Genomic DNA, 21,520 nt, shown 5'->3' on the forward strand with positions numbered 1-21,520 from the left:
TGACGCCCCTCGAAGATGGACAGATTGTGATGGTCGGTCAGCTCGACATCAAGGGTATTCACACGCCGGGCCACAGCGAAGGGAGCGTCTCGTTCGACATTGACGGCACAGCGCTGATCACGGGCGATACGCTCTTCCACGAGAGTGTGGGACGTGTCGAACTCGGTGTCGAAGCGGGAATCGAAGACTCCGACATCGAGCAGAACGCGGCGACGCTCTACGAGAGCCTGCAGCGGCTGCTGGACCGTCCGGACGACGCTCTCGTCCTGCCGGCCCACGACCCCGGTTCACCCGAACCGCCAGTAACTGCGACGCTCGCTGAAGTCAAAGAACGGAACGAGGACCTCGGGCGCGACCGCGAGGAATTCGTCGAGGAACTCGCGTCGGATATCCCAGATCATCCACCGAACTTCCAGCGCGTCAAGCGAACGAATGTCGGGCAGGAATCCGTTCCCACCGACGAGCTTGCCGAGCTGGAACTGGGTCCAAACAACTGCGCAGCGGAGTAATCTATGAGTACGGACACTGAACTCAAACAAGGAATCCGCGAGCACCTCGGGCAGTTCTCACTACACGTCCTGCTGGTGTTCGCGACGGGCCTGACCATCGGGTCCGAGCGTGCCGTCGTACCCGTACTTGGTCGCGACGTGCTGGGCGTCGAGTCACTACTGGTTATCGGCTCATTTGTCGTCTCCTTCGGCTTCGTCAAGGCGCTGCTCAACCTCTACGCCGGCAAGTGGGGCGGCGAGTACGGTCGCAAACCAGTACTCATCCTCGGGTGGGCAACCGCCCTCCCGCTCCCGGTCATCCTCATCTTCGCACCGAGCTGGGGCTGGATCACCGTTGGAAACGTTCTCCTGGGCATCAACCAGGCGTTGACCTGGAGTATGGCCATCAACGCCAAGATCGACATTGCAGGTCCCGAGCAGCGCGGACTCGCGGTCGGTATCGACGAGGCGTTCGGGTACACGGGCGTCGCCGCCGGTGCCTGGATCACGGGCGTTATCGCCGCTCGGACAAGTCTCCGACCCGAGCCGTTCTACTTCCTCGCAATCGTGGTCGTGCTGGCGTTCCTCATTTCGATCTTCCTGATCAAGGAGACAGTCCAACTCGCGGAGGCCGAAATCGATGACGAAGACCAACACGACGCCAACCTCCCGTTTGTCGAGGTGCTGAAGCGGGCGACCTACGGTGACAAGACGCTGTTCGCCGCGGCACAGGCTGGACATATCGAGAAATTCGTCGATACGCTGTTCTGGCTTGCCGTTCCGCTGTATCTCACGAGCCAGGGGCTCGGGATTGCCGCTGTCGGGTTCATCGTCGGCATCCACAGCGCGATGTACTTCTTCCAGATTGCGACCGGTGGACTTGCTGACCGTATAGGTCGCCGGCCGCCCGTCATCTGGGGGATGTTCCTCGCAGGTGCCGGCGTCCTCGGAATGGTACTCGTTGAGGGGTATCTCGCGTGGGCAGTCTTGGCCGCTATCTCCGGTCTTGGCATGGCGTTACTGTATCCGAATCTGATGACGGTTCCGGGCGACGCAGCTCACCCGACGTGGCGTGCGACCGGGATGGGCGTCTACCGAATGTGGCGTGACTCCGGGTACGGCGTCGGTGCGATCTTGATCGGGCTCTCGATGGAGTTCGTGAACGCCGAAGCCGCAGTCTACATGACTGCAGTCCTGATGTTCGTGTCTGGTGCAGTCGTGTACGTCTGGATGGAAGAGACCCACCCCGAGTTCGGAACTCACGAGCCACCTTCACCCGCTCTCACGGAAGCGACTCCAACTATCTCTCAAGATTAGTTCAGCAATACGGATCTTCGTGTTCTCGGTCTGCATTCGCTTTTTGCTCCGATGCTGAATATGGGCTCTGTATCTCGCACGGTGCTACTGACAAGCATCAAGTAGAACGCAGAACGCTCCGTTGCCTTGTTCCTCTGTACTGACTCCACCGCGTCAAAATCCATCACCTGTTGTGAATTTCAATAAGACTGCGTTGCTCAGCAGGCTCTCCACATCTCGATCCACAGCTGGGACCTGTCTCGATCGGCTCGATAAATCTGCTCCGAGCCGAGTGACTAGCGTGGCTTTCCCTCCAGTCGCCGCTTCCAGCCTCCCACAATACGCATCAAGCAGCTCCTGAGCACCGAGATCCCAAATCAACGAGTGCACCACCGCGCCGCTGCCCGACACCGGCCAGGCCCACCGCAACCAGGTTCCCAAGCTCATCAACCATGCCCACCCGTACCGCGTCAGTACCACTAGTACTCCCGAACAATCTCGCAAAAGCGAGGCCGACTTGACGACGGCCTCGCAGATACACCTACGGACGCTGAGAGGCTGATGGCGTCGTGAGCCATTTCATACGGCGGGTACCGCTCAACGTCCATCTACGCATCATACGTCAACTGTTGTCAATGTTGGGACTGATTCAGATCCGATACCGGTGAGACAGACGCCGGTGCACACGCGACAAATCACCCATTTCGCCGTTGCTCACGACACCGAACCGACGCAGTGCTAGCTATGCAGTGACGAGGAACGGGGACCGACGCTCACGTTTGAACGGGTATCAGGTAAGCTGCGGGTGCAAGCCGACAACGGGACGCTGGATCCATCTAGTCAATGAACGAGACTATGTGATAAAATCCCGGCACTGTAGGGAAACAGTCGGCCGAGTCCACGATTGCAACAGATGTGGATTCCGGACCCAATTGTAATCGCGGTACGGACAGGACCCAGCCGGAATCCACAGGTAACCTTCGCTGGCACGCAAGGTAGTGCTTGTGGCCGGCGAGTCAGTAGAACTCGGGTAATGACCCACCGACTCACAAGCAGTATCAAAGCGGAACCAATGACTGCACAGACACAGCGGACGGTGGGAGGGCTGGGACAGCATCAACCATCCATGACAATGGCTGTGGCCCAGCGCCCACGTAGGCCTCGATGGCATAGCTTGGTACGTCTGTTGCCAGCAGATACTGGGTGTGAAATTGTCTCAACCGCGAAGCACAAAAACCGACCGCAGCTACCGCGTGGCGGCGCTCGACTTCAGTCACTACCGACGCCCCAGTACGCAGGAGAGTGACCTAGAAATGGACTCCGGGAGTACACACGTGATTCGCCTTGGAGTATGGCAGTCGCCCAGAGTCCATCCAAAATGTGCAGGGCCAGCCCTATCATAGTTGGGACAATCACGAAGACGACGCCGCTGAATCTCGAATACGACACTACTGCGGTCAATCGAGGTGCGCGGCGAATCCGCCAGTACCGCTGGTCGGCGAGTACGCGTGAGCCGCCAGACAACACACTATCAGACACACAGCGACGGGGACCGTGGGTCCTGATCTGTGAACTCAGATCATGGACTCGAACGAGTCACAGACGGATAGCAGGACCCCGCTAGACAGTGGCGAAACACTCGTGAAAAAGCTACGCCACGCAGGGGGAAACACGCGGTCCGGTAGTGCCACTCCAGTGGGACAGCCGGGGTGGATTCCGGGACCAGATATGATGGTCGTCCAGGCCGATAGCGTATCCCGGAATCCGTGTGTGACTATTGCACGCGCACGGAATAGCGTTTGTGGCCGTCCGAGCGTGATTGATTTATTCCTCTTTGCCGTGCGACGACTGATCTTCAGCCCACTGGAGAAGGGGTTCTAACCGGTCACCCACTTCGCGTCCATCGTCGGTCAATGCGTACTCCACACGAGGTGGAATCTCATTGTACTGCGTCCGCGAGACCAGCCCAGCCTCCTCAAATTCGGACAGTCGCTTCGAGATGGTCGAGGTGCTGGCGCTAGTGAGGTGCGCTTCGATCTCGGCGAACCGAAGCGAATCGTGGGCACCGATGATACTGACCAGTTGCATCGCGTACTTTCGGCTCAGTGTGTCGATTACGCCCGTTAGCGGGCAGTAACACGTGCCATCCACGTCGCACGTCGGTTCCGGGGAAGATGTCGCGTCTGCCATTACTTCGTGGCCTCCAACTTACTCCATAGCTTCGGACTCCACAGTACAATAACTTCGCGTTGGAAACCAAAGACAGCGATGGCTACCGACCACTCCTACGACCTCGTGGTTCTGGGCGGCGGCGCCGCAGCGTTTGCGGCCATCACCGAAGCCGACCGCCGGAACCTCTCGACAGCAATGGTGAATACAGGACTGCCGCTCGGCGGTACATGCGTGAACGTCGGCTGCGTCCCAAGCAAACACCTTCTGGCGGTTGGCAAGACTGCGTACGAGCCGCCGCACAATCCCTTCGACGCCGTGGCATACGACGACACCCAACCGAGAACTGACTGGTCGGTAGCAATCGACGAGAAGGACGGCATCGTCGCGTCGCTGCGTGAACAGAACTACGTGGACGTGGCCGATCATTTTGGGACGGACACCTACGAGGGCTACGGACGCGTGGTCGATGATACGGCAATCCAGGTGGTCGGCGGCGAGGACGCCGGCACGACCATCATGGGGGAGAAAGTGCTCGTCGCGACCGGCAGTTCGCCCCATATCGCACCCATCGACGGAATCGAGACCGTTAGTTACGAGACCAGCGAGACCATCCTCGAACGTCGTAATCTCCCCGAGAGCATCGTCATGATCGGCGGCGGCTACGTCGCGCTGGAGTGGGGCCAGATCCTCCACCATATGGGGGCGGACGTGACAATCCTCCAGCGATCGAGCCGCGTCCTGTCGGAGATGGCGGGCCAGCTCGGCCGCGAACTGCAGCGGTGCTTCGAGGCAGAGGGAATCACTGTCGAGACGGACGTAGATGTCCGGCGTGTCTCTGAGGGCGGCGAGACGGGAAACGGGGTCACGGTTGAGGCCATCGTTGCCGGCGACTCGCAGACGTTCACGGCTGACGACCTCTTTGTCGCCACCGGCGTCAGCCCGAATACTGATGACATCGGACTGGACGAGGTCGGCGTTGAGACCGACAACACTGGAGCCATCGTCGTAGACGACGAATTCCAGACGGTGAATCCAGATGTGTACGCCGCAGGAGACTGCATCGGCGAGCCGATGCTGGAAACCGTCGCCGCCAAGGAGGGCAACCACGCCGTCAGGAACGCCTTCGGCGACGAGAGTGCTACCATCGACTACCACGCCGTTCCGAAGGTGGTGTTCACGAGCCCGGAGGTCGCCGCCGTCGGGATGACGGAACTCGATTACATGGACGAACACGACACCTGCACGTGCCGGACGGTGGAAATGGAGGACATCCCGAAGGCGAAGGCGGTCGAGGACACGCGTGGGCTGGTACAGGTCGTCAAGCACCACGAGACCGACGAGATCGTTGGCGTCCACATGGCTGGCCCGCGGGCCGGCGATATGATCCCCGAAGCGACGCTGGCCGTCAAATTCGGTCTCACCGTCGACGACATCATCGACACCATTCACCCGTTCCCGGCGTTCTCCGAGGCATTTAAGCACGCCTGTCAGGCGTTCCGCCGCGACACGTCGAAAATGAGCTGTTGCGTCGAGTGAGCGGTCAGTCACCCCCACTGAAAACGTCGTCGAGGACGCCAGTCTCGCTCAGGTCGATGAGGGCGCGATTCAACAGTTCACGGAGGACGAACTCCTCGTAGTGCTGGGGCTCGCAGTACTCGCAGGGCTGCATCTCGCGGGCGACCGCCTCGATCTCGTCGCCGTGTTCCGCATACAGCGTCTCGACGAGCGATTCCAACTCCTCGGTTGCGGTCTCTTGTGCCGGCGCGAGGCTCTCCTCGCTGTCTTCGGGCAAATCGTAGGAAAAGACGCGCGTGTTTGACTTGTAGTACTTCCGCGTGCCGCCACCGGCTTCCTCAAGCCGAGAGATCTCGACCATCTCGGCGTCCTTCAGGACGTTCACGTGGTGGCGAACCGTCGTTTCGGCTTTGTCCTCGCCGCGTCGCTGTAGTTCCGCGTGAATCCCCTCGATCGTCATCTCCGCCTCGGCGAGCATGTCCAGTATCTTCGCTCGCACGTCGTTCTCGAGGGCCTTCGCTTTCTCGGGGTCGGTCGTGACGACCTTGCGGATCGGCACGTCGGATTCAAGCAGGGCCATTTTCGTTCCATTGGATAGGGGAACAACGATAGTAAGAGTAACGCTACATAGACGACTACGATATGAACTACCCGATACCGCTATAATATTCGTCATAACGGTTATGAGCCTTGCTCGGCAAAGATGAACCAAGATGGAGCCGACACAGAAACAGTTCAACGTCGGCGGGATGTCCTGCTCGTTCTGTGCGGAGAGCATCGAGAAAGCGTACGCCCGCACTGACGGCGTCGAAGACGTCGACGTGAGCCTCGCCCACGAGGAGGTACTCGTCCAGTACGACGCCGACCGCATCGGCGAGGTCGAGGTAAAGGACACACTCCGTGACCTCGGCTACACCATCCGCGACCAGGAAAAAGAGAAGCGGTACGAACTGCAGCAGGCCGAGCTCGCCGACGGCAAGCGCCGCCTCGTCTTTGCAGGGAGTGCGTCTATCGTCGTTGCCGCGCTGATGGGCTGGATGATCTTCGTGATGGGGCGCTTCGAGTCGGACTCGCTAGCGATGGATCTCGTCGCACTCGCGTTGGCCCTTGGAACGATGTTCGGCCCCGGCCGCTACATCAAGGAGAAGGCGTACCAGAGTCTCCGTCGGGGCATTCTTAATCAGCACGTCCTGCTAGAGGCGGGCGCGTTCGCTGGATTGCTCGGCGGGTTCCTCGGCCTGTCCGTCTTCCCCGGGTTCCCGACTGTCCACTTCTTTGCCGTCTCCGTGTTCATCACCACCTATCACATCCTCTCGGAGTACACCAGCCTCATCGTCCGGACGCGGGCGTCGCAGGCCGTCCAGAGCCTCCTCAACCTCCAACCGGACACTACACGCCGCATTACCGATGACGGCGATGTTGAGGAAGTGTCGGTGGATGTCCTCGAAGTCGGCGACCGCGTCCGCATCAAACCTGGTGAGAACATCCCCGTCGACGGCGAGGTCGTCGACGGCATGTCGACGGTCGACGAGTCGGTTGCCACCGGTGAGTCCATCCCCGAGGAGAAATCTGCAGGCGACGCGGTAATCGGTGGCAGCGTCAACGAGACCGGGACGCTCCTCGTCGAGGTCACCGCGACCGGTGAGGACGCGTTTCTGAATCAGGTCGCTCACGAGATCGAGGAAGCCCGAGCGATGAAGCCTGGGATCATTCAGCTCGCCGACCGCGTCCTCCGGTACTTCGTCCCCACCGTTCTGACTATCGCCGCACTGGCCTTCCTGTTCTGGCTGGTCGCACCGCCCGCATGGGGCGCCGGCCCGAACGTTCAGCGCGGTGCCTTCGCGGCGCTGGCCGCTCTCATCCTCGGATACCCGTGTGCGCTCGGGATGGCGACGCCGTTGGCCCTGATTCGTGGCGGCGGCAAAGCCGCGAACCACGGTATTCTGATGCGCTCCGGGGACGCCTTCCAGATCTTCCCCGACGTCGACCGTATTGTGCTTGACAAGACTGGCACCATCACCGTCAGTGAACCCGCTGTCAGTGAGGTCGTTGGGCTCGAAGGCACCGAGTCCGAGATGTTGGCGACGGCAGCGGGCGCAGAGGCGTTCTCCGAACATCCGCTCGCCGACGCGATTCTCGAGTATGCCGACGAGCGCGGCGTAGAGTACACCGACCCCGAGGCGTTCAACTCAGTCACCGGCAAGGGCATCCAAGCGACCGTCGACGGCGAGGACGTGCTGGTCGGCAAAACGGGCTGGCTCGCCGACGAGGACATCGACTGCTCGCACGCGGCAGACGAGATCGAGCGCCTCCAGCAGCGCGGCCTTACGGTTTCGGGCGTCGTCCGCGACGGCGACCTCGTGGGCCTGATCGGCATCGGCGACGAAATCAAGACTGACGCCGCTGCGACCGTCCAGCGAATGCACGACGCCGGTATCACGCCTGTCATGATTACCGGCGACAACGAACGCACCGCCAAAGCGGTCGCCAAGGAAGTGGGCATCAACCATGTGATGGCCGACGTGCTGCCCGACAAGAAGCGTGAAGAGATCGGTCGCCTGCAAGACGAAGGGCACCACGTGGCGATGGTTGGCGACGGCATCAACGACGCGCCGGCACTCACGCAGGCGGACATAGGTATCGCCATCGGGGCGGGCACCGACATCGCCATCGAGTCCGCGGACATCGTGCTGATGGGCGACCGGCTCGGTGGCGTGATGGACGCCTACGAAATCGGGAGGGAAAGCTACCGGAAGACCCGACAGAATCTCGGCGCGGCGTTCGCGTTCAACGGCATCGGGGTCGCCGCCGCGACGACCGGCCTCGTTCATCCGGTGTTCGCGATGCTCGCGATGGTTCTGTCCGTGTCGGCTGTACTAGCCAACAGCTTCGCCGGCCAGCTCCGTTCGGGCGAGGGGGTCAACACCGATTTCACCATCAAAAACGATGACACGGGCGAGGTCGTAGAAGAAGGAGCGACTGCCGATTAGGCCGTTACGTCGTAGCCTGCGTTTTCGATGGTGGCTTCGATATCGTCGTCCGCGAGATCACCCTCGGCGACGAGTTCGACAGTGTCGTCCTCGTGATCGGCTTCGACCCGATTGACGCCTGTGAGGCTCTGAAGGGCGTTTTTCACGTTCTGTTCGCAGCCGTTGCATGACATACCGGTGACGGAGAGCGTTTTGCGCTCCATATGCAGGTATTACGGTGCTAGCGCTAAGTCCATTACGACACAGATAGTAGTGCTACGAGACCGGTACTGCGCCCGTGACGATACTTAGCTTGGAAAGATGCAGACCTCGGAGATCGCAGGCTTCACTATGATGTCTTGCTCCTCGTGAACAGAGCGAGAAAAGTAGTCAAAATCGAGCCGACATCAATCTATGCATGGCACCGCTCGCTGGTCGCCGCCCCACTGCGCCGCTCTCGATTGCTGACCGACCGCAAACATCCTCATCCTATAACAATTCAGAGAAGTACAGAGATTACGGTCCTCACAACGAACCGAACCAATCTTGAGGCTGGATAACAGAGCGCTCCGGCAGTATATCGACCGCCTTAGCGGTTTTCGGCCACCAATCCTAAGGTTGGAATAGTAACACGAACTCCGAATCTTCAGGTTGGAATCGTAACAATTCCTATTATAATATCCTAGAATACAGTATTCACCACTTTGAGACGCTGTACGGCTGCACCTGCGTCTCCAAGGAACACGACGAAATCCTGAGGCTGGATGTTACGGCTGCAATCCAGCCCTACGCCGCGCTTCGCGATTTTATGGCTGTCATATCGACTTCTGTACCTCGAAAATCGTCCAAAGGAAGGGTAGGGTACAGGTGTGAAACCAGTGTGTTTCACGGGCCGACTGCAAAACGCGTCGAGAGCGAATAACTGTGGTACCTATCAGAATCGAAGAATACGATGTGAGTGCTGAGGAGTCATCTGGTGGATCTGTCTCAACAGATGAGACCGGCATAGCAGATTCACAGATTCGGACCTACCGTATTATCCCAGAATGCTTGGACTGCTCGACCACCACGCTGTGCATGACGGTCACGTGCCGTCGATTCCAGCAGACACTATCCGGACGACACCGACAGTCCTCATTTCGAGTGACCCAAGCTGTCTGTCACACTCGTTGCAGCCGGTATACCCATCTACGGGAGCTCTCGAAGCAGGTTGAGTGACAGTGCGACACCACTGACCAGTAGAAGACCGACCGACAGTCACGACCACTGTCGCACGAACCACGAGTTAGCGTCGCCGACAAACATGATCGAACCCACACTGCTACCGATACGACCAGAGTTCGGCGACGCCAGCAGGCCCACCTACAAGAGCGCCGACCGGCGGTTGTCGCATCTGGCGATGCATCGAAGGACGTCTTCGTCGTCGCGACCCACTCGACACCCAGTTCGCTCCCCAACGGTGGACAGCGATACATGCGGCCGACAGTAAAGAGATCGTTGCCGACGGCGTCGACGTGCTCGGAGACAAGACAGACACCCGAGGGCATCAGGATAGCCGGACACCCCGCCAGTCGAGACGATGGACACCCTATTGTGTCAATCGTTCCCGTTGACAAGGAGCGCCAGCCGGTAGCTGCCGATAGCCTCCCAGAGCAGTACCACACGCCGGACTCGCCGGTCGCAGGCCGACTGCCGATCGATTGTGCTCGACAGCGGCGTACAGCGGCCGTTTCAGCCAGACGTCTTGCCAGACAGAGAGTACTGAACTCCCTCGTGAACACCCTCGAACGTCGGGGAGTATCCCGATGGACAGCGACGGCCACCCGTAGGAGAACGTCGGTAGTTCACTGTGAGGCTGTCGTCGCACTTCGGACAGGTCGCGTATCGCGTCGCAGATGCTTCGGCGTCGCCACGCTTGAGACTGTCCCGATTCTCGCTGACCGTTTGTGCTCGTAGTACAGCCTTCCCCCGTGGGTCGAAGACAGCGTAGTGTCGTCATCAATCGAGGAGCGCGTGCTCTCGTCGGCGAGGGTAGACCAGACCATGACAGTCCCATCGGCGGAACTGCCATCCCGTCACGCCGCACCAACGGCTGGTGGAGCTGCCGACGCGGTCACCACGGCTGGAACAGCGAATCACGGCCGATGCCCACCGAAATGACACAGCGTCAGCGTCGTCCCCATCAGCGACGTCAGAGACATCAACGACGTAGCACGTGTTCACTAATTCAGTACCCGAAGAGAACTGGAGGGTCGTCGCTTACTGCCGTCATAGAGCTGCGAGTGTCACTCAGGCGGTCGGGTATCGTGTCTGCAACCCTCGGTCCAGGGTTCTCCAGTTTTGCGAGGAGGCTGCTGGTGAGGCTCGTGAGACTGTCGTCTCGGTAGCGCTGCTCGCTAGGTGTGACTGATTACAAGGCAACCATCTGCCACAGATGCTAGTTTCACGGACAGACGGCCGAAAGAGCCGTTAAAGAGAACACGAGTCCTAATCGCTTAGTCGGTGTATTCTCGCTTGAACACAAGTGCATAGTGATACGGCGGAAGGTCGACAGTGGCCTCGAGAACGAACCCTGCCGTATCGAGGACTGTCTGTTCCGTTGTTTCAGGAGACAGTCGTAACTCGGTCGGCGGACCGCGCGGCGTCTCGCGAATCGTAGTTGCCTCTCGTGGGGAGTCCTCCCAATTGATGACGACGAATCGGCCGCCAGGGTGGAGTGATTCGAAGGCTTGCTGGACGAAGGCAGCTGTTTCGTCGATGCCATGGAAGGTGTTCGCCATCAAAACGACATCGACGGGTTCTGGGAGTTGGGCCGATAACTGTCGAGCGTCGCCGTTGATTGTGATGAGATTCTCGATACCTTGTAGGGCAGCAATCTGTGAGAGCTCTGCTAACAGAGAGTCGTCGATATCTAGCGCATAAACCGACGCAGGAGCGGCAACTCGAGCCGCCGGGAGCGCAAAGTAGCCGTTTCCGGATCCGATTTCAGCAATCGTGTCTCTCGATTTCAGACCGAGTTCACGGAGTGTTTCCCCGGGAGTCGGCCACAGTCTCCCCCACCAGTCCCAATCGGGCTATCGTGTATTCTGAAACCGTTCCATAGATTGGATCGGGAGTCCATGAGTAAAACCCTTCCCTCAGACTGACAGCGCCGTTTCCTTGAACTGTGTCCCGTTCGCAGCTCATGCGGTACTACCCAACAGTCGGGTCTCGAACCAGTTATGTCGGTAGGAATTTGCCGCGGTCATCGTCAAGTTGAGCTATCGTCACACCCCGGCGTCGAGATGTATCGAGTATGTTGGGTGTCCGAGGTATCGACATTCGTTCGGGTGTCCTCAGTGTATCACGCTCCGGTCGGGTGTCCCCCTATTATCGCATTGATTCAGTTCCGGGTAGAGTGGGGACATAGAGGGTCGAAGCGGTTTCGCTTCAAATCAGAACATAATCGCACGACTGAACGGCTTCGAGGTGCTTCGAAGTAGGGTTCGAAGTAGGCTTCGAGGTAGGTTTTCAGAGGGTGGGCAGAATCCTACTTCGAAGGGCTACTTCGAAAGTGGATTCGTCGGGTTTGGGCCCGAGTCAAGTAGGGCAGACTAGGGCCGTGAACTATACCTACGCAACCTGATACTCCGTCCCGGCGTGCTGACGATAGTTGCCCTCGACGAGCGCACCGGTATCGGTCAGTTCATCAATGCGCTTCGAGATCGTCCGCCGGGAAACGTCAAGACATTCCCGGCCGTCGGCAGTCGCCAGGTCGACGGCTTCGGAGATAGTGACTGCCTCGCCGTGGGCGAGGAGACAGTCGTACAGCGCACGAGCACCCTCGGAGACGTCGAGGTCCTCGGGGTCGGGGTGGTCACCCTCGATGGCTGTCGCTCGATTCCTGTTTAGAGATATCAGTTCACCGTCCGCTCGGAGTGCGAGGTTGGTTACTAGCTCGTCGGGATCGAGCACGACAAGGTTCCAGTCATCGCGGTCGGGCCTCTCATCATTGAATAGTCGCTCGGGAATCACGGGTTGCTTGACTGGCCGCCATTCTTCGGAATCGTCAACGTCGCCCTCGATTTCGGGATACGCCTCGGCGTCCTCGTAGATAGCATCACTATCGTCGAACGTCGCTAGCTCACGGCCCTCACTATCCGAGAGGATGTACGCCTCTCGGTCGGCGTTGAACCGCCACACACTGTTGTGTGCGTCTGCTGGCCGGAGCATACGGTCGCCGTCGATGCGGAGGTCACGACGGTTGTAGAACCGTCGGTCACCCTCGGGGTCGCCGCCGGCCAGCAGCGGCGGGTCCGAAAGCGCGCCCTCCACACGTCGGGCGGCGTCGGGCCGCGCGACGAATAAACACCGCTCGCCACGATCGACGGCCTGTGCGAGGTTCCGGATCGTCTGGCCTGGCTTGGTGCTCGTTTCGCACTCCGCTTCGACGCTAACTGTCTCGCCGCCCGTCAGCCGGTCGAGCGTCGGGTAGTCCTCAGCAAAGTTTTCGGCCACCACGCGTGTCTCCGCCAACGACAGCTCTTCGACATCGACGCTGCGCATGGGTTCAGGAGTGGCACAAGCATCCGGGAGATTTCCGTTGCCGTCCTGCTGGACGATGTCGACACATAGTCCAAGGCGGGTCAGCGGAACGTAGCTGTCTCGAAGCAACTGCCGGTGTTCGAGCCCACCGGCATTCTCGTCGTCGCCGCTGGCGAACACCTCACTCTGACCGCGGTCGGTCGTTCGAAGGTGCGTCTCGCCATCGCGATGATCCCGGTCGAGAAGATCCTCGGGGACTCGTTCAACAATGTCCCAGACGTCGGCGATGCCGTCACCCTCGGCGTCGAGGTAGTCCCGTATCCGGGCCTCAACGTCGCTCTTCGGGACGAACTTACCAGTCTCAACATTATCGGCATGGATGCTCTCGTCGAACACGGCTTTCAGCACAGCCCGCTCAGCGGTCTGGTCGTCGCGACGGGCGTTGTTATCGTCGGCCTCAACGTCGCCACTCTCGCTATAGAAGTGACTTGCCTGACGCTGTTGGGCGGGCGACTCGGCTTCCTCACCGTACTGCTCGACGCTCTCGCGTTTCAGTTCCGTCAGCTCATCATCAGATAGCCCAGCCTCGCCGGATACTCGTTCCCGAACGTCGCCAACTGGCGGGAAGGCGTCGACCTTGTAGGAGTGAGTGAGTTCGTCATCGGTATCGTGGGTGCGCATGTAGAAGCGATATTTCGAGAGATTCGTGAGATCCGCTTGTTCGACATCGCGAGAGTGCTGTCCGGCGATGAGACGTGCGTCGTCACGCCCGCCGGGGTTGAACGAGATGAACGTCTCACACTGGTTCTCGATGGCTTTCTGTACCCGTTCGGGAAGCTGGTTCGATGGGTTCTGACACGAGAGGGTCAGACAGAACTTGAAGGCCCGCGCTTCTGAGAGGATACTCGCGATATCAGTCCGCTCCGAAACGATGCTATCGAACTCGTCGCAAATCACGTAGAACGGCGGTGAATTGGTATTCTCCCGAACAGCAACCCATGCACGACGAATGAGAGCGGTCGCGAACAGTCGCTTCTCTGTCTCTCCAGAGGAGGGAGCGTTTCGTACGACGACGACCTTCCCCTCCCGAACAACATCACGAATGCTGACCGTCGACTCTCTCGCTGCGATAAGGTCCCGAATCGCGTCGTTCTGAATCCATTGGTCGAGACGGCCGGCTAGCGGTTCGAGGTCGGCGTCGTCGAACCCCTCGATCCGTTCGGCGGTTCGCTTGATGAACTGGAGCCGTTCCCGGTCCATCCATTCGGTGAATCGCTCGCGGTTCTCCTCGGCCGTACAGAGCGCCGCGAGGTCGAGGAGGGTACACGTCTTCCCCGACTTCGCCATCCCACGGATGAACGTCCGGACGACGCGGTCCATCCGAGCACCCCAGTAGTTGTCTTGCCCACCAGCGAGTGCGACCATACTCGCGAGGTCGTCACACAGTGCCTCGACAGTCGAGGCGAACTGTCGACTATCAGGGTCGGCGTCGCTGGGTACTTCGAGGAAGTTGAACCGAACCTGCTTATCGAACTCGTCGGTGAGATCGACGAACACGAAGTCTTCGCGGTCGCGGTCATTGGGCCATTCCCGCACGAACTCATCGGCATCCTTTCCCTTTGGATCGAAGATCAGGGCGCCGTGGCCCCGCTGCATGACTTGACTGGCGAAGTTGACCAACCACGTCGTCTTTCCTTTCCCGGTCCCGCCGCCGACGAACTGGTGCGTCTCGAGGGTTTCTGGCGTCACACCAGCTTCGACGCCATGCCGACTCCCGAACCCATACCAGTAGGGGTCGCCGACTGACGATTCGTCGAGCATCGCGACCTGCTGGACATCGTCGTCAGCCCCAGCGACGTCATGAGCTTGGAAGTCGAAACGCGGCGTTCCCGGCGGAATTCCCTCCCCTGGTCGAGACATTGACCAACGCATCTTGTTCGTAGCGACGTGATCGGCCTCGGGAACGTTCAGTAGGCCCGACACCTCCCGTTGAGCCTTGACGATACCATGATCAGCCCACTCTCGTTCAGCCGCTTTCTCGACGACATCGCGTAGTTCGCGGCCGCCAAGCGGGTCGGGAACGAACGTCTGCTCGGCATTGTTCTCGTAGAAGTTCCGGAACATACCCGCCGTCGAGGAGGCCCGAGAGATAGCGACATCAGGATCATCGGAGATGGCGAACACGCGAAGGCACAGCCGCCAGCCCTTCTGGCCTTGCTGTTCTTCAAGGAGCTTTGCCACCTGTTTTTCGACTTTCGAGGGCGGATACTCGATGGTCTCCCGAGTGAACACCCGCCACTGTTTCTCGAACGTCGGTTCCCGGAGATTCATTGCTAGCGACTTGATGCTCGGATCGCCGCGAACTCGCTCGTCGCTATCGTCGAGGACGCCGTGACCATTCCCGATACCGTCCGTCCAGTCTCGCTGGGCGGGCTTGAACTGAATTTGCACGACCACGTCGGCATCGGTCGCATCCTCAGCTTGCTGACCGACCATCTCTTCGAGGATACTCCCCATCGGATCTGTGGTGAACCCGGGTAGGTCTACGTTCTTAATCGGGTACAGCGTATAGCGTCGGAGCTGCAATCGCGCCCCGGCGATATGCCGCCCCTCAACGCCACTCCCGGAGAGTAACTCAGAGGAAGTTCTGGAGAGTTGTGAATCGGGATACTGCGAGGTTAGTTGTCGTTCGAGTGGGCCGTCAGTCCGGTCGTCGCCGGCAACGTAGCGAAGCGACAGCACGCGATCACCGCCGTCATCAGGTCGCGTATAGCGTACTTCGAACGAGTGGGCGGGACTGATATTCTCGTCGCTACCACGGAGAAGCCCCGATGACGTCTCGACAGAATGCAGCGACTCCAGAACGCTGTCCATCGCTTCGATCCCGCCGTTATCCGTATGTGGTCGCACCGAGATCGCGTCACGTTCACCTGGCGAAGTCAACGCCTCAGCAAGATCAGCGTCGACCTGCGTAGTTTCGTAGCCCGATGTCTCCGTGTCGGTTGTGGAGGCAAAGCGGTCGAGAAGTCCCATTACTCTCGCCCTCCGTTCTCATCGGTCGCCTCAGCAGGCTGTGAGATGCCATGCTCGCCGTTCGAGGGAACAGCCGTTCCATCGGTCATGTGTTCGACAAAATCTTCTCTCGCCGTGCCATGACCGCTCGCCTCGCGCCGAGAGTAAGTGAGCACTCGATCTTCCAACGGCGTCGCCTCGACGTAGCACGGAATCCACCCCTCGATATCCTCGGCGTCGATAAGGCACTCGGAGTAGCCTCGACCCTCTTTCCCACGAACAGCTATGTCCTGCACAAATTCCCGTTGGGCGTTGTTGAGCCCGAACTGTTCAAGTACCTCCTCGTCGACCCGCGGCGTGCGGAAGAAGTGCACCGTCGAACACTGGGCGCGGATCGTATCCCGCGCATCTGTTTCACCCTCTCCCGACACGAAGTCCTTCGGAGATTGTGAGAGGAACCACAGCGAAGCGTCATACCGAGCGAACTCCCGCGCTGCTTTCTGCAACCAGTCAGCCGTGCGGTCGGCGTCAAGCAGGACGTGCGCCTCATCAAACATGCACACGACCTCGCCGTTGGTTTGCTTGATTTTCTCCCGCACCTGCGAGAGCATCAACTGGAGGTTCGCCGACTTCTCGGCGTCATCACTGCCGCCGACAGCATGGAGGTCGAGGTACGCCATGTTGACGTCATCGTCAAGGAGTCCTAGTTCATCAGCTCCGAGCAGACTCTCGTACTTCCCGCCCTCCTGGAACGAGCGGAGTTTCGTCAGGAGTTCGCCGACCTGTTCGAGGTGCGTCTCACCTTCGTGACCCTCACCGTCGGCCATCGTATACTCCTCAGGGTTCGAGGTCATGTCCGTCAACGTCTCGAGGAGATCCGAGAGGTTCGGGTTTCCCGCATCAAATGTCTCGGGCTGGCCTGGTTCGATACCCGCATTTGTGAGTGTTCGTTCGGCCGCCTGAGCCAACAGCGGCGCGTACTCCCCAGCGTCGGCGACGTCGTCGGCTCGAAGCAAGCCGACGAGAAAGCCAACCGTCTCCTCGACGGTCATGCGGAACTCATCGGCACCCTCGGCGCGGTAATCCGGAGAGGGTTCGATACGGAGCGGGTTGACTGACTGATTCCCGTCGACGACAATATGCTCGCCATCGCAGAGTTGTGTTAGTCCGTCGAATCCGCGTTGCGTGTCACACACAATGAGCGTCCGATCATCGCGTTCGAGATACCATCGCAGCGCTGCCTTCGACGCCGAGTAGGTCTTCCCCGACCGCGTCTGCCCAATTGTGAGCATGTGCGGCCCGCCGCCGCGTTCGAACGGCGAGAGCCGGAGATGTGACCCGTTCTCCTCGTTGCGGCCCCAGTCCATACCCGTCGCTTCGCGTCGGTCGAGAGCGGCGAACGGAAACATGGAGCCGATGACAGCCCCGGGGACGAGGCGGTCCTTTTCCGCTGTCGTCTCGGCATCCCATCGATCGCCGGTCAACGGCGAGGCTGCGCGGAAGGCACACTCTTGGGCAGCGCTGGGAGCGACGGGCGTCGTATTCGCTGGTGCGCCAGTCAGCGTATCGCGTACCGTTTCCCGAGCAGTCTGGAGAGCCCGCCGCTTTGCCCCCTCGACATCGTCGAACGTCGCCAGCTCGTCAGTAGCGGCGTCAAGTGCGTCCTGGTCGCCGGCCCGGATCACGACGTACATCGAGAGCTGCCACGGTTGCGAGGGGGTCTGGCGGAATAGTTCGCGCATTTTTCGGGTTGCCTCTCCTGCCGTCTCCGTATCCATCGCCGTGATATCTCGTTCTTCGGCGCGTTCTTCACTTTCGGAGCCGATATCGGCGGCCTTCGCCCCTGCCTCATGGACGCCGTCATCAAGCGGAACTGGTTCGGCGTTGACCGTTACATCGACGTCGACACCGCGAAGCGTGCAAAGGTCCTTGAGCCAGAGACTCGCCGTCTCCGTGGGATATTCGGCCAGCCAGAGGGCCGTTGCGTACTGGTTGCCGACTTGCACCCATCCATTTCGTGGATCCCAGGTCTCGGGTTCGACTATTCGGGAGAGACGGTCCGCGAGGTCCTCGTTTTGCCCGTGGTTTTGATCGCCGACAAGATCCTCGACCAGCTCGTTGGGAAGGTTGTCATCGCGCCCCCAGTACTCGCGCGCTACGGTCAGCGACTCGTGAGGCGTCGGGTCGCGCGTTTCTAAACCCGTGACGCTCCCGATAGCGGCCCGGACAGTCTCGACGCGGTCGGCCAGCGTCGCCTCGATTGCGCTGTCGGAGACCGCATCGGCATTGGCCAGCGGATTCAGCATCTCGATGAACGACGGTTCATCGGCGCCCGTCACTGCACCAGCATCGGCCTCAACGACAACGTAATGCCGCCAGTCGCGTGTCTCCCAATTCGGTGCGTCGGCCTCAGTCAGCCAGTCGGCGATGTCGAGTAGCACCGACTGTTGCAGCGAGTCTGTCTCGGGGTCAAGGGCGCGTTGTTCGTAGCGGTCAGCTACGTCGTCGACATTGGCCTCTCGCGTCGTCGAGTAGAACCGAAACGGCATGTCGGTCAGCTGTTCGTCGATTGCCGAGGATAGCGACGCCGCGAGCCTGTGCCGTTGGTCGGCATCGAGCATCGCCGTGTTCCGGGGTTCGACCGGCACCGGCGCGACAAATCGGCCGTCATCCATTGCGAGGAAGCCACGCTCGGTGACGCCACAAACGCCCGTCACGTCCGCGAGGACATCATCAGGACTGTCGAGGTACTGTCGACGGAGGTGCGACGACCACGCCGAGACGCGGCCACGTGGTGACGTGTAAGCACGGTCAGAGACTCGGAGGTAGGTTCCGGCGAGGCCTAGCCCGATACCGCCAGCGAGGCCACCGACAGCGAGCACCGTCGAGGACATCGCTACGCCGACGCCACTCCCGGCGAGTGAGGCCACGGCTGGGCTGTAGACCTTCATATCGCTCCACGTGTAGCCGCCGAGTAGTTCTGGGTCAGTGTCCACGCGCGGCGGGACTAACTGACCGGGGTCTTTGCGTGTCTGTTCTGTCGGTTGAGAGTTGTTACTCATGGATTTCTGAAAGTGGAAGGGTTAGTATCGCCCATTCAGGGCTTCGATACGTCGTTTCCTGCTTGTATTCGGAGTGCTATTCGACGAGTTCTCACTGTCAGGCGATGACAGCGAGGACGCCTGTCGCGCTCCAGGTTCCGGGGAGGGCGTGTAGTCGTCAGGGACCGTCTGTGCCGCGCTGGCCTCACCGCTGCTACCTCTCGACCACGTCGGAGACGGAACCGACGACGGAGCGGCCGTCGCGGCCCGAGAGTGCGCCGACGAGGCGTAGTTACTGGCTGTCCCCGCCGCGCCACCAGCTCGGTCTCTCGCAACGCTAGCCGATGATTCAGCAACCTTGACGCCCGGTGTTCCGAGGACGGTCATCACCTCTGGGACAAAGTTGCGGCCGATGACGACCGGAACGCCGACAAAGGCCACACCGAGGCCGACCGCCGATCCCAGTAGTGAGAGCACGGCGTCACCAGCGCCGCCAGCTAGCGACCACTCGCTGTGGAAGACGAAGAAGGCGATACAGGCCTGGACAACCTTCGCGCCAGCGACGCCGACGTACATCGAGAGACCGATGCCCGACGCCGCGTTCGCGAATCCGGAGTCAGAGGGGCGAAGTCCCCACCAGATCGGCCAGCCGGCGACGGCCGCGATGAGGATGATCTGCTCGATGAACACAATCGCGACAGCGACCAGCACTAATCCCGACTGGGCCGTGATGAGCGCGCCGCCGACGAGTATTCCGAGCCCAAGCTTGCCGATATTTCCGGGCGTCGACAGCAGCGCCGAAGCGTCCGGAGCCAGCGCCATCGCAATACCGTCGGCAAGGTACAGGCCACCGATCGCGACTGGCCACCCCGCGAGGATGAGGGCAGCACACTTCCCGATCTCGCCGAGCTTCGCTTTCGTCTCTCGCCCCGAGAGACTCCCCTGTGCACGCATTGCCTGGAAAACGAGGAGTGCGAGAGCCAATGGGACGAGCGTCCAGTACAATGCCCATGCGCCCGACCAGAGGCCCGCTTCCGGCGGGCCCCATGACGCGACTTCGCCAGCATGTCCCGGAAGACGGATACCGAACACGAATCTGTTGAAGAGTTCGAGGAACGCTGTCGCCCCCTCGACAATCGAGTTGACTATCCATTCGATTGCCGCCGTCAAGGCCTCTTCCGGCGACGGCAGCAGGCCGCCACCGGCGTCTCTGGCCGTCCCGTTCGTCGCATTTGTCGAGGGCGGCGTAGGCGCGTCTCCGGGTGTCGGTGCAGAAGAAGTGTCGGGCACGAGTGGAGTCCGTTAGAGCGGTAGTGCAGTAGTGCCGGCCATCAGCACGCTCCACTGGCTCGGCGACATGCAGGAGACCGTCGAGATGCCCAACACTTCGAAGACACCCGCGGCGACAGCCGGAATGAACGCCGCCGAGAATGTCTTCGCCGAGCCGGCCATCGCTTCCTTTCCTTCACGGGCCGACTGTTGCTTCGTAGAGCCCATCTTGTCCATCGCGGTCATGGCCTTCGCGACACCCTTCAGCACGAAATACAGCGACCCGGCGATGAACCCAAACCCGACGAGTTGCCCGACACCGGAACCACACATTGCGCTGCCCACTTCACTGACACTCTGTGCAGCCGCTACACCTGATGTCGTTGCAGCTGTGCCCAGCAGGATCGCGACCGAGCGCACCTGCTGGACGGACAGCTGATCGAGAATGTTCCGTTCGACCGCATCAAGACGGTCGACGAACTGCGCTGCCGTATCCCCGAGTCTCCCGGGGAGCGTTAGCTCGAACATGGTGCGAGAGAGGGCGCAGAATCATCGGTGGTCACAACACCTCCTGCGCCTATTCTAGACAACACACTCACTAGCAATAAAAGTTTGGTCCGAAAACTACCTAGTTAGTCCAAACTACTATGAGCGTTCAAATTGAATAGTATCTTATCAATGACGGCGAGACACGACGGCATCCGACCACACTATTACATCGACTACGCGCTGCATGGCGCGATCAAAGACGTCGCTGGTCGGCGAGAGATCGAAGTCTACGAGGCATATGAACTGGCCGCTCGCCTCCTCGTCGCTCTCGATGGGAATACTGGGTACAAGCCACGCCCGGATGGTGACGAGCTCGCCGCCGTGTTTGACGACCTCTTCGACGACCAAGCAAAGAGAGGTGAAGGTTGAATGTCCGCCGCTGACGTCGTTGAACTCGCAGCTCGAAGAATCGTCGGATTCATTCTATTCATCGGCATCCTTCTCGTTTCAGTCGCGATCCCGTTGTTTGCCTTCGAAACGTTGACACCCAAATTTGTCGGGCTTATCGTAGCGATTCTGTTCTCACGGTGGGTCGGCCGCCGTCTGATCGGTCTCGAGTAACTGACCCATACGCTTTTCAGGCACGCTGTTTCAGCTAGTGATGGTCCGCGTCGCCTACATGCGAGAGAGGGCGCAGACCACCGCGTCCCGTGGTCACAACCGGGACGCAACTTTCACTCTTGAC

At 60.2% G+C, this 21,520-nt stretch carries 13 protein-coding genes; 5 read left to right on the plus strand and 8 right to left on the minus strand.

All coding sequences use genetic code 11. From position 1 onward, the window contains the following. The coding region (locus EGH23_RS24955) for an MBL fold metallo-hydrolase (RefSeq protein WP_220582696.1) at positions 1-509 on the plus strand (509 nt) is incomplete at its 5' end. Between the two features lie 3 nt (positions 510-512). Beyond that, entirely contained in the window at positions 513-1,805 is a 1,293-nt protein-coding gene (locus tag EGH23_RS24960) for an MFS transporter (RefSeq protein ID WP_220582697.1), read from the plus strand. Between the two features lie 1,803 nt (positions 1,806-3,608). Here the strand turns inward: EGH23_RS24960 and EGH23_RS24965 are convergent. After that, entirely contained in the window at positions 3,609-3,974 is a 366-nt protein-coding gene (locus EGH23_RS24965; RefSeq protein ID WP_220582698.1) for a winged helix-turn-helix transcriptional regulator, read from the minus strand. Between the two features lie 78 nt (positions 3,975-4,052). Here EGH23_RS24965 and merA point away from each other — a divergent pair, with 78 nt between their 5' ends. Beyond that, positions 4,053-5,492, plus strand: a complete 1,440-nt coding sequence (gene merA / locus EGH23_RS24970) for a mercury(II) reductase (RefSeq protein ID WP_220582699.1) — start codon at positions 4,053-4,055, stop codon at positions 5,490-5,492. 4 nt (positions 5,493-5,496) lie between these two features. Here merA and EGH23_RS24975 read toward each other — a convergent pair whose 3' ends face one another. Continuing rightward, positions 5,497-6,051, minus strand: a complete 555-nt coding sequence (locus EGH23_RS24975; RefSeq protein WP_220582700.1) for an ArsR/SmtB family transcription factor — start codon at positions 6,049-6,051, stop codon at positions 5,497-5,499. Positions 6,052-6,184: 133 nt separating this feature from the next. Here EGH23_RS24975 and EGH23_RS24980 point away from each other — a divergent pair, with 133 nt between their 5' ends. Next, positions 6,185-8,461, plus strand: coding sequence for a heavy metal translocating P-type ATPase (locus EGH23_RS24980; RefSeq protein WP_220582701.1), 2,277 nt, complete (start codon positions 6,185-6,187; stop codon positions 8,459-8,461). Here the strand turns inward: EGH23_RS24980 and EGH23_RS24985 are convergent. The 6 genes from EGH23_RS24985 to EGH23_RS25010 all read right to left on the minus strand — a co-directional run bounded on the left by EGH23_RS24985 (position 8,458) and on the right by EGH23_RS25010 (position 20,814). Further along, a complete protein-coding gene (locus EGH23_RS24985) occupies positions 8,458-8,664 on the minus strand; it encodes a heavy-metal-associated domain-containing protein (RefSeq protein WP_220582702.1) in 207 nt (68 codons plus the stop codon). The two genes, EGH23_RS24980 and EGH23_RS24985, sit on opposite strands and share 4 nt — an antisense overlap. Before the next feature lie 2,271 nt (positions 8,665-10,935). After that, the gene (locus EGH23_RS24990) at positions 10,936-11,490 is read right to left on the minus strand and encodes a class I SAM-dependent methyltransferase (protein ID WP_328767098.1); all 555 of its coding nucleotides are present in this window, start codon (positions 11,488-11,490) and stop codon (positions 10,936-10,938) included. Between the two features lie 562 nt (positions 11,491-12,052). Then, complete coding sequence (locus EGH23_RS24995) at positions 12,053-15,997, minus strand: DUF8128 domain-containing protein (RefSeq protein ID WP_220582703.1); 3,945 nt, start codon at positions 15,995-15,997, stop codon at positions 12,053-12,055. Beyond that, the gene (locus EGH23_RS25000) at positions 15,997-18,972 is read right to left on the minus strand and encodes a VirB4 family type IV secretion system protein (protein ID WP_220582704.1); all 2,976 of its coding nucleotides are present in this window, start codon (positions 18,970-18,972) and stop codon (positions 15,997-15,999) included. Before EGH23_RS25000 ends, EGH23_RS24995 begins: the two co-directional genes overlap by 1 nt. Before the next feature lie 87 nt (positions 18,973-19,059). Continuing rightward, a complete protein-coding gene (locus tag EGH23_RS25005; RefSeq protein ID WP_220582705.1) occupies positions 19,060-20,307 on the minus strand; it encodes a TrbL/VirB6 family protein in 1,248 nt (415 codons plus the stop codon). Positions 20,308-20,319: 12 nt separating this feature from the next. Then, a complete protein-coding gene (locus tag EGH23_RS25010; RefSeq protein WP_220582706.1) occupies positions 20,320-20,814 on the minus strand; it encodes a hypothetical protein in 495 nt (164 codons plus the stop codon). 150 nt (positions 20,815-20,964) lie between these two features. On the opposite strand from EGH23_RS25010, the gene EGH23_RS25015 reads away from it, so the two are divergent. Beyond that, positions 20,965-21,204, plus strand: coding sequence for a hypothetical protein (locus EGH23_RS25015; protein WP_220582707.1), 240 nt, complete (start codon positions 20,965-20,967; stop codon positions 21,202-21,204). Positions 21,205-21,520 lie beyond the last annotated feature (316 nt).

Source organism: Haloarcula nitratireducens (assembly GCF_019599505.1).

Bases quoted from the DNA above. Each gene is read 5' to 3' on its own strand.
- EGH23_RS24980 (WP_220582701.1), top strand. From the start codon at position 6,185: ATGGAGCCGACACAGAAACAGTTCAACGTCGGCGGGATGTCCTGCTCG.
- EGH23_RS24965 (WP_220582698.1), bottom strand. From the start codon at position 3,974: ATGGCAGACGCGACATCTTCCCCGGAACCGACGTGCGACGTGGATGGC.
- EGH23_RS24975 (WP_220582700.1), bottom strand. From the start codon at position 6,051: ATGGCCCTGCTTGAATCCGACGTGCCGATCCGCAAGGTCGTCACGACC.
- merA (WP_220582699.1), top strand. From the start codon at position 4,053: ATGGCTACCGACCACTCCTACGACCTCGTGGTTCTGGGCGGCGGCGCC.
- EGH23_RS25015 (WP_220582707.1), top strand. From the start codon at position 20,965: ATGACGGCGAGACACGACGGCATCCGACCACACTATTACATCGACTAC.
- EGH23_RS24995 (WP_220582703.1), bottom strand. From the start codon at position 15,997: ATGGGACTTCTCGACCGCTTTGCCTCCACAACCGACACGGAGACATCG.
- EGH23_RS25010 (WP_220582706.1), bottom strand. From the start codon at position 20,814: ATGTTCGAGCTAACGCTCCCCGGGAGACTCGGGGATACGGCAGCGCAG.
- EGH23_RS24985 (WP_220582702.1), bottom strand. From the start codon at position 8,664: ATGGAGCGCAAAACGCTCTCCGTCACCGGTATGTCATGCAACGGCTGC.
- EGH23_RS24960 (WP_220582697.1), top strand. From the start codon at position 513: ATGAGTACGGACACTGAACTCAAACAAGGAATCCGCGAGCACCTCGGG.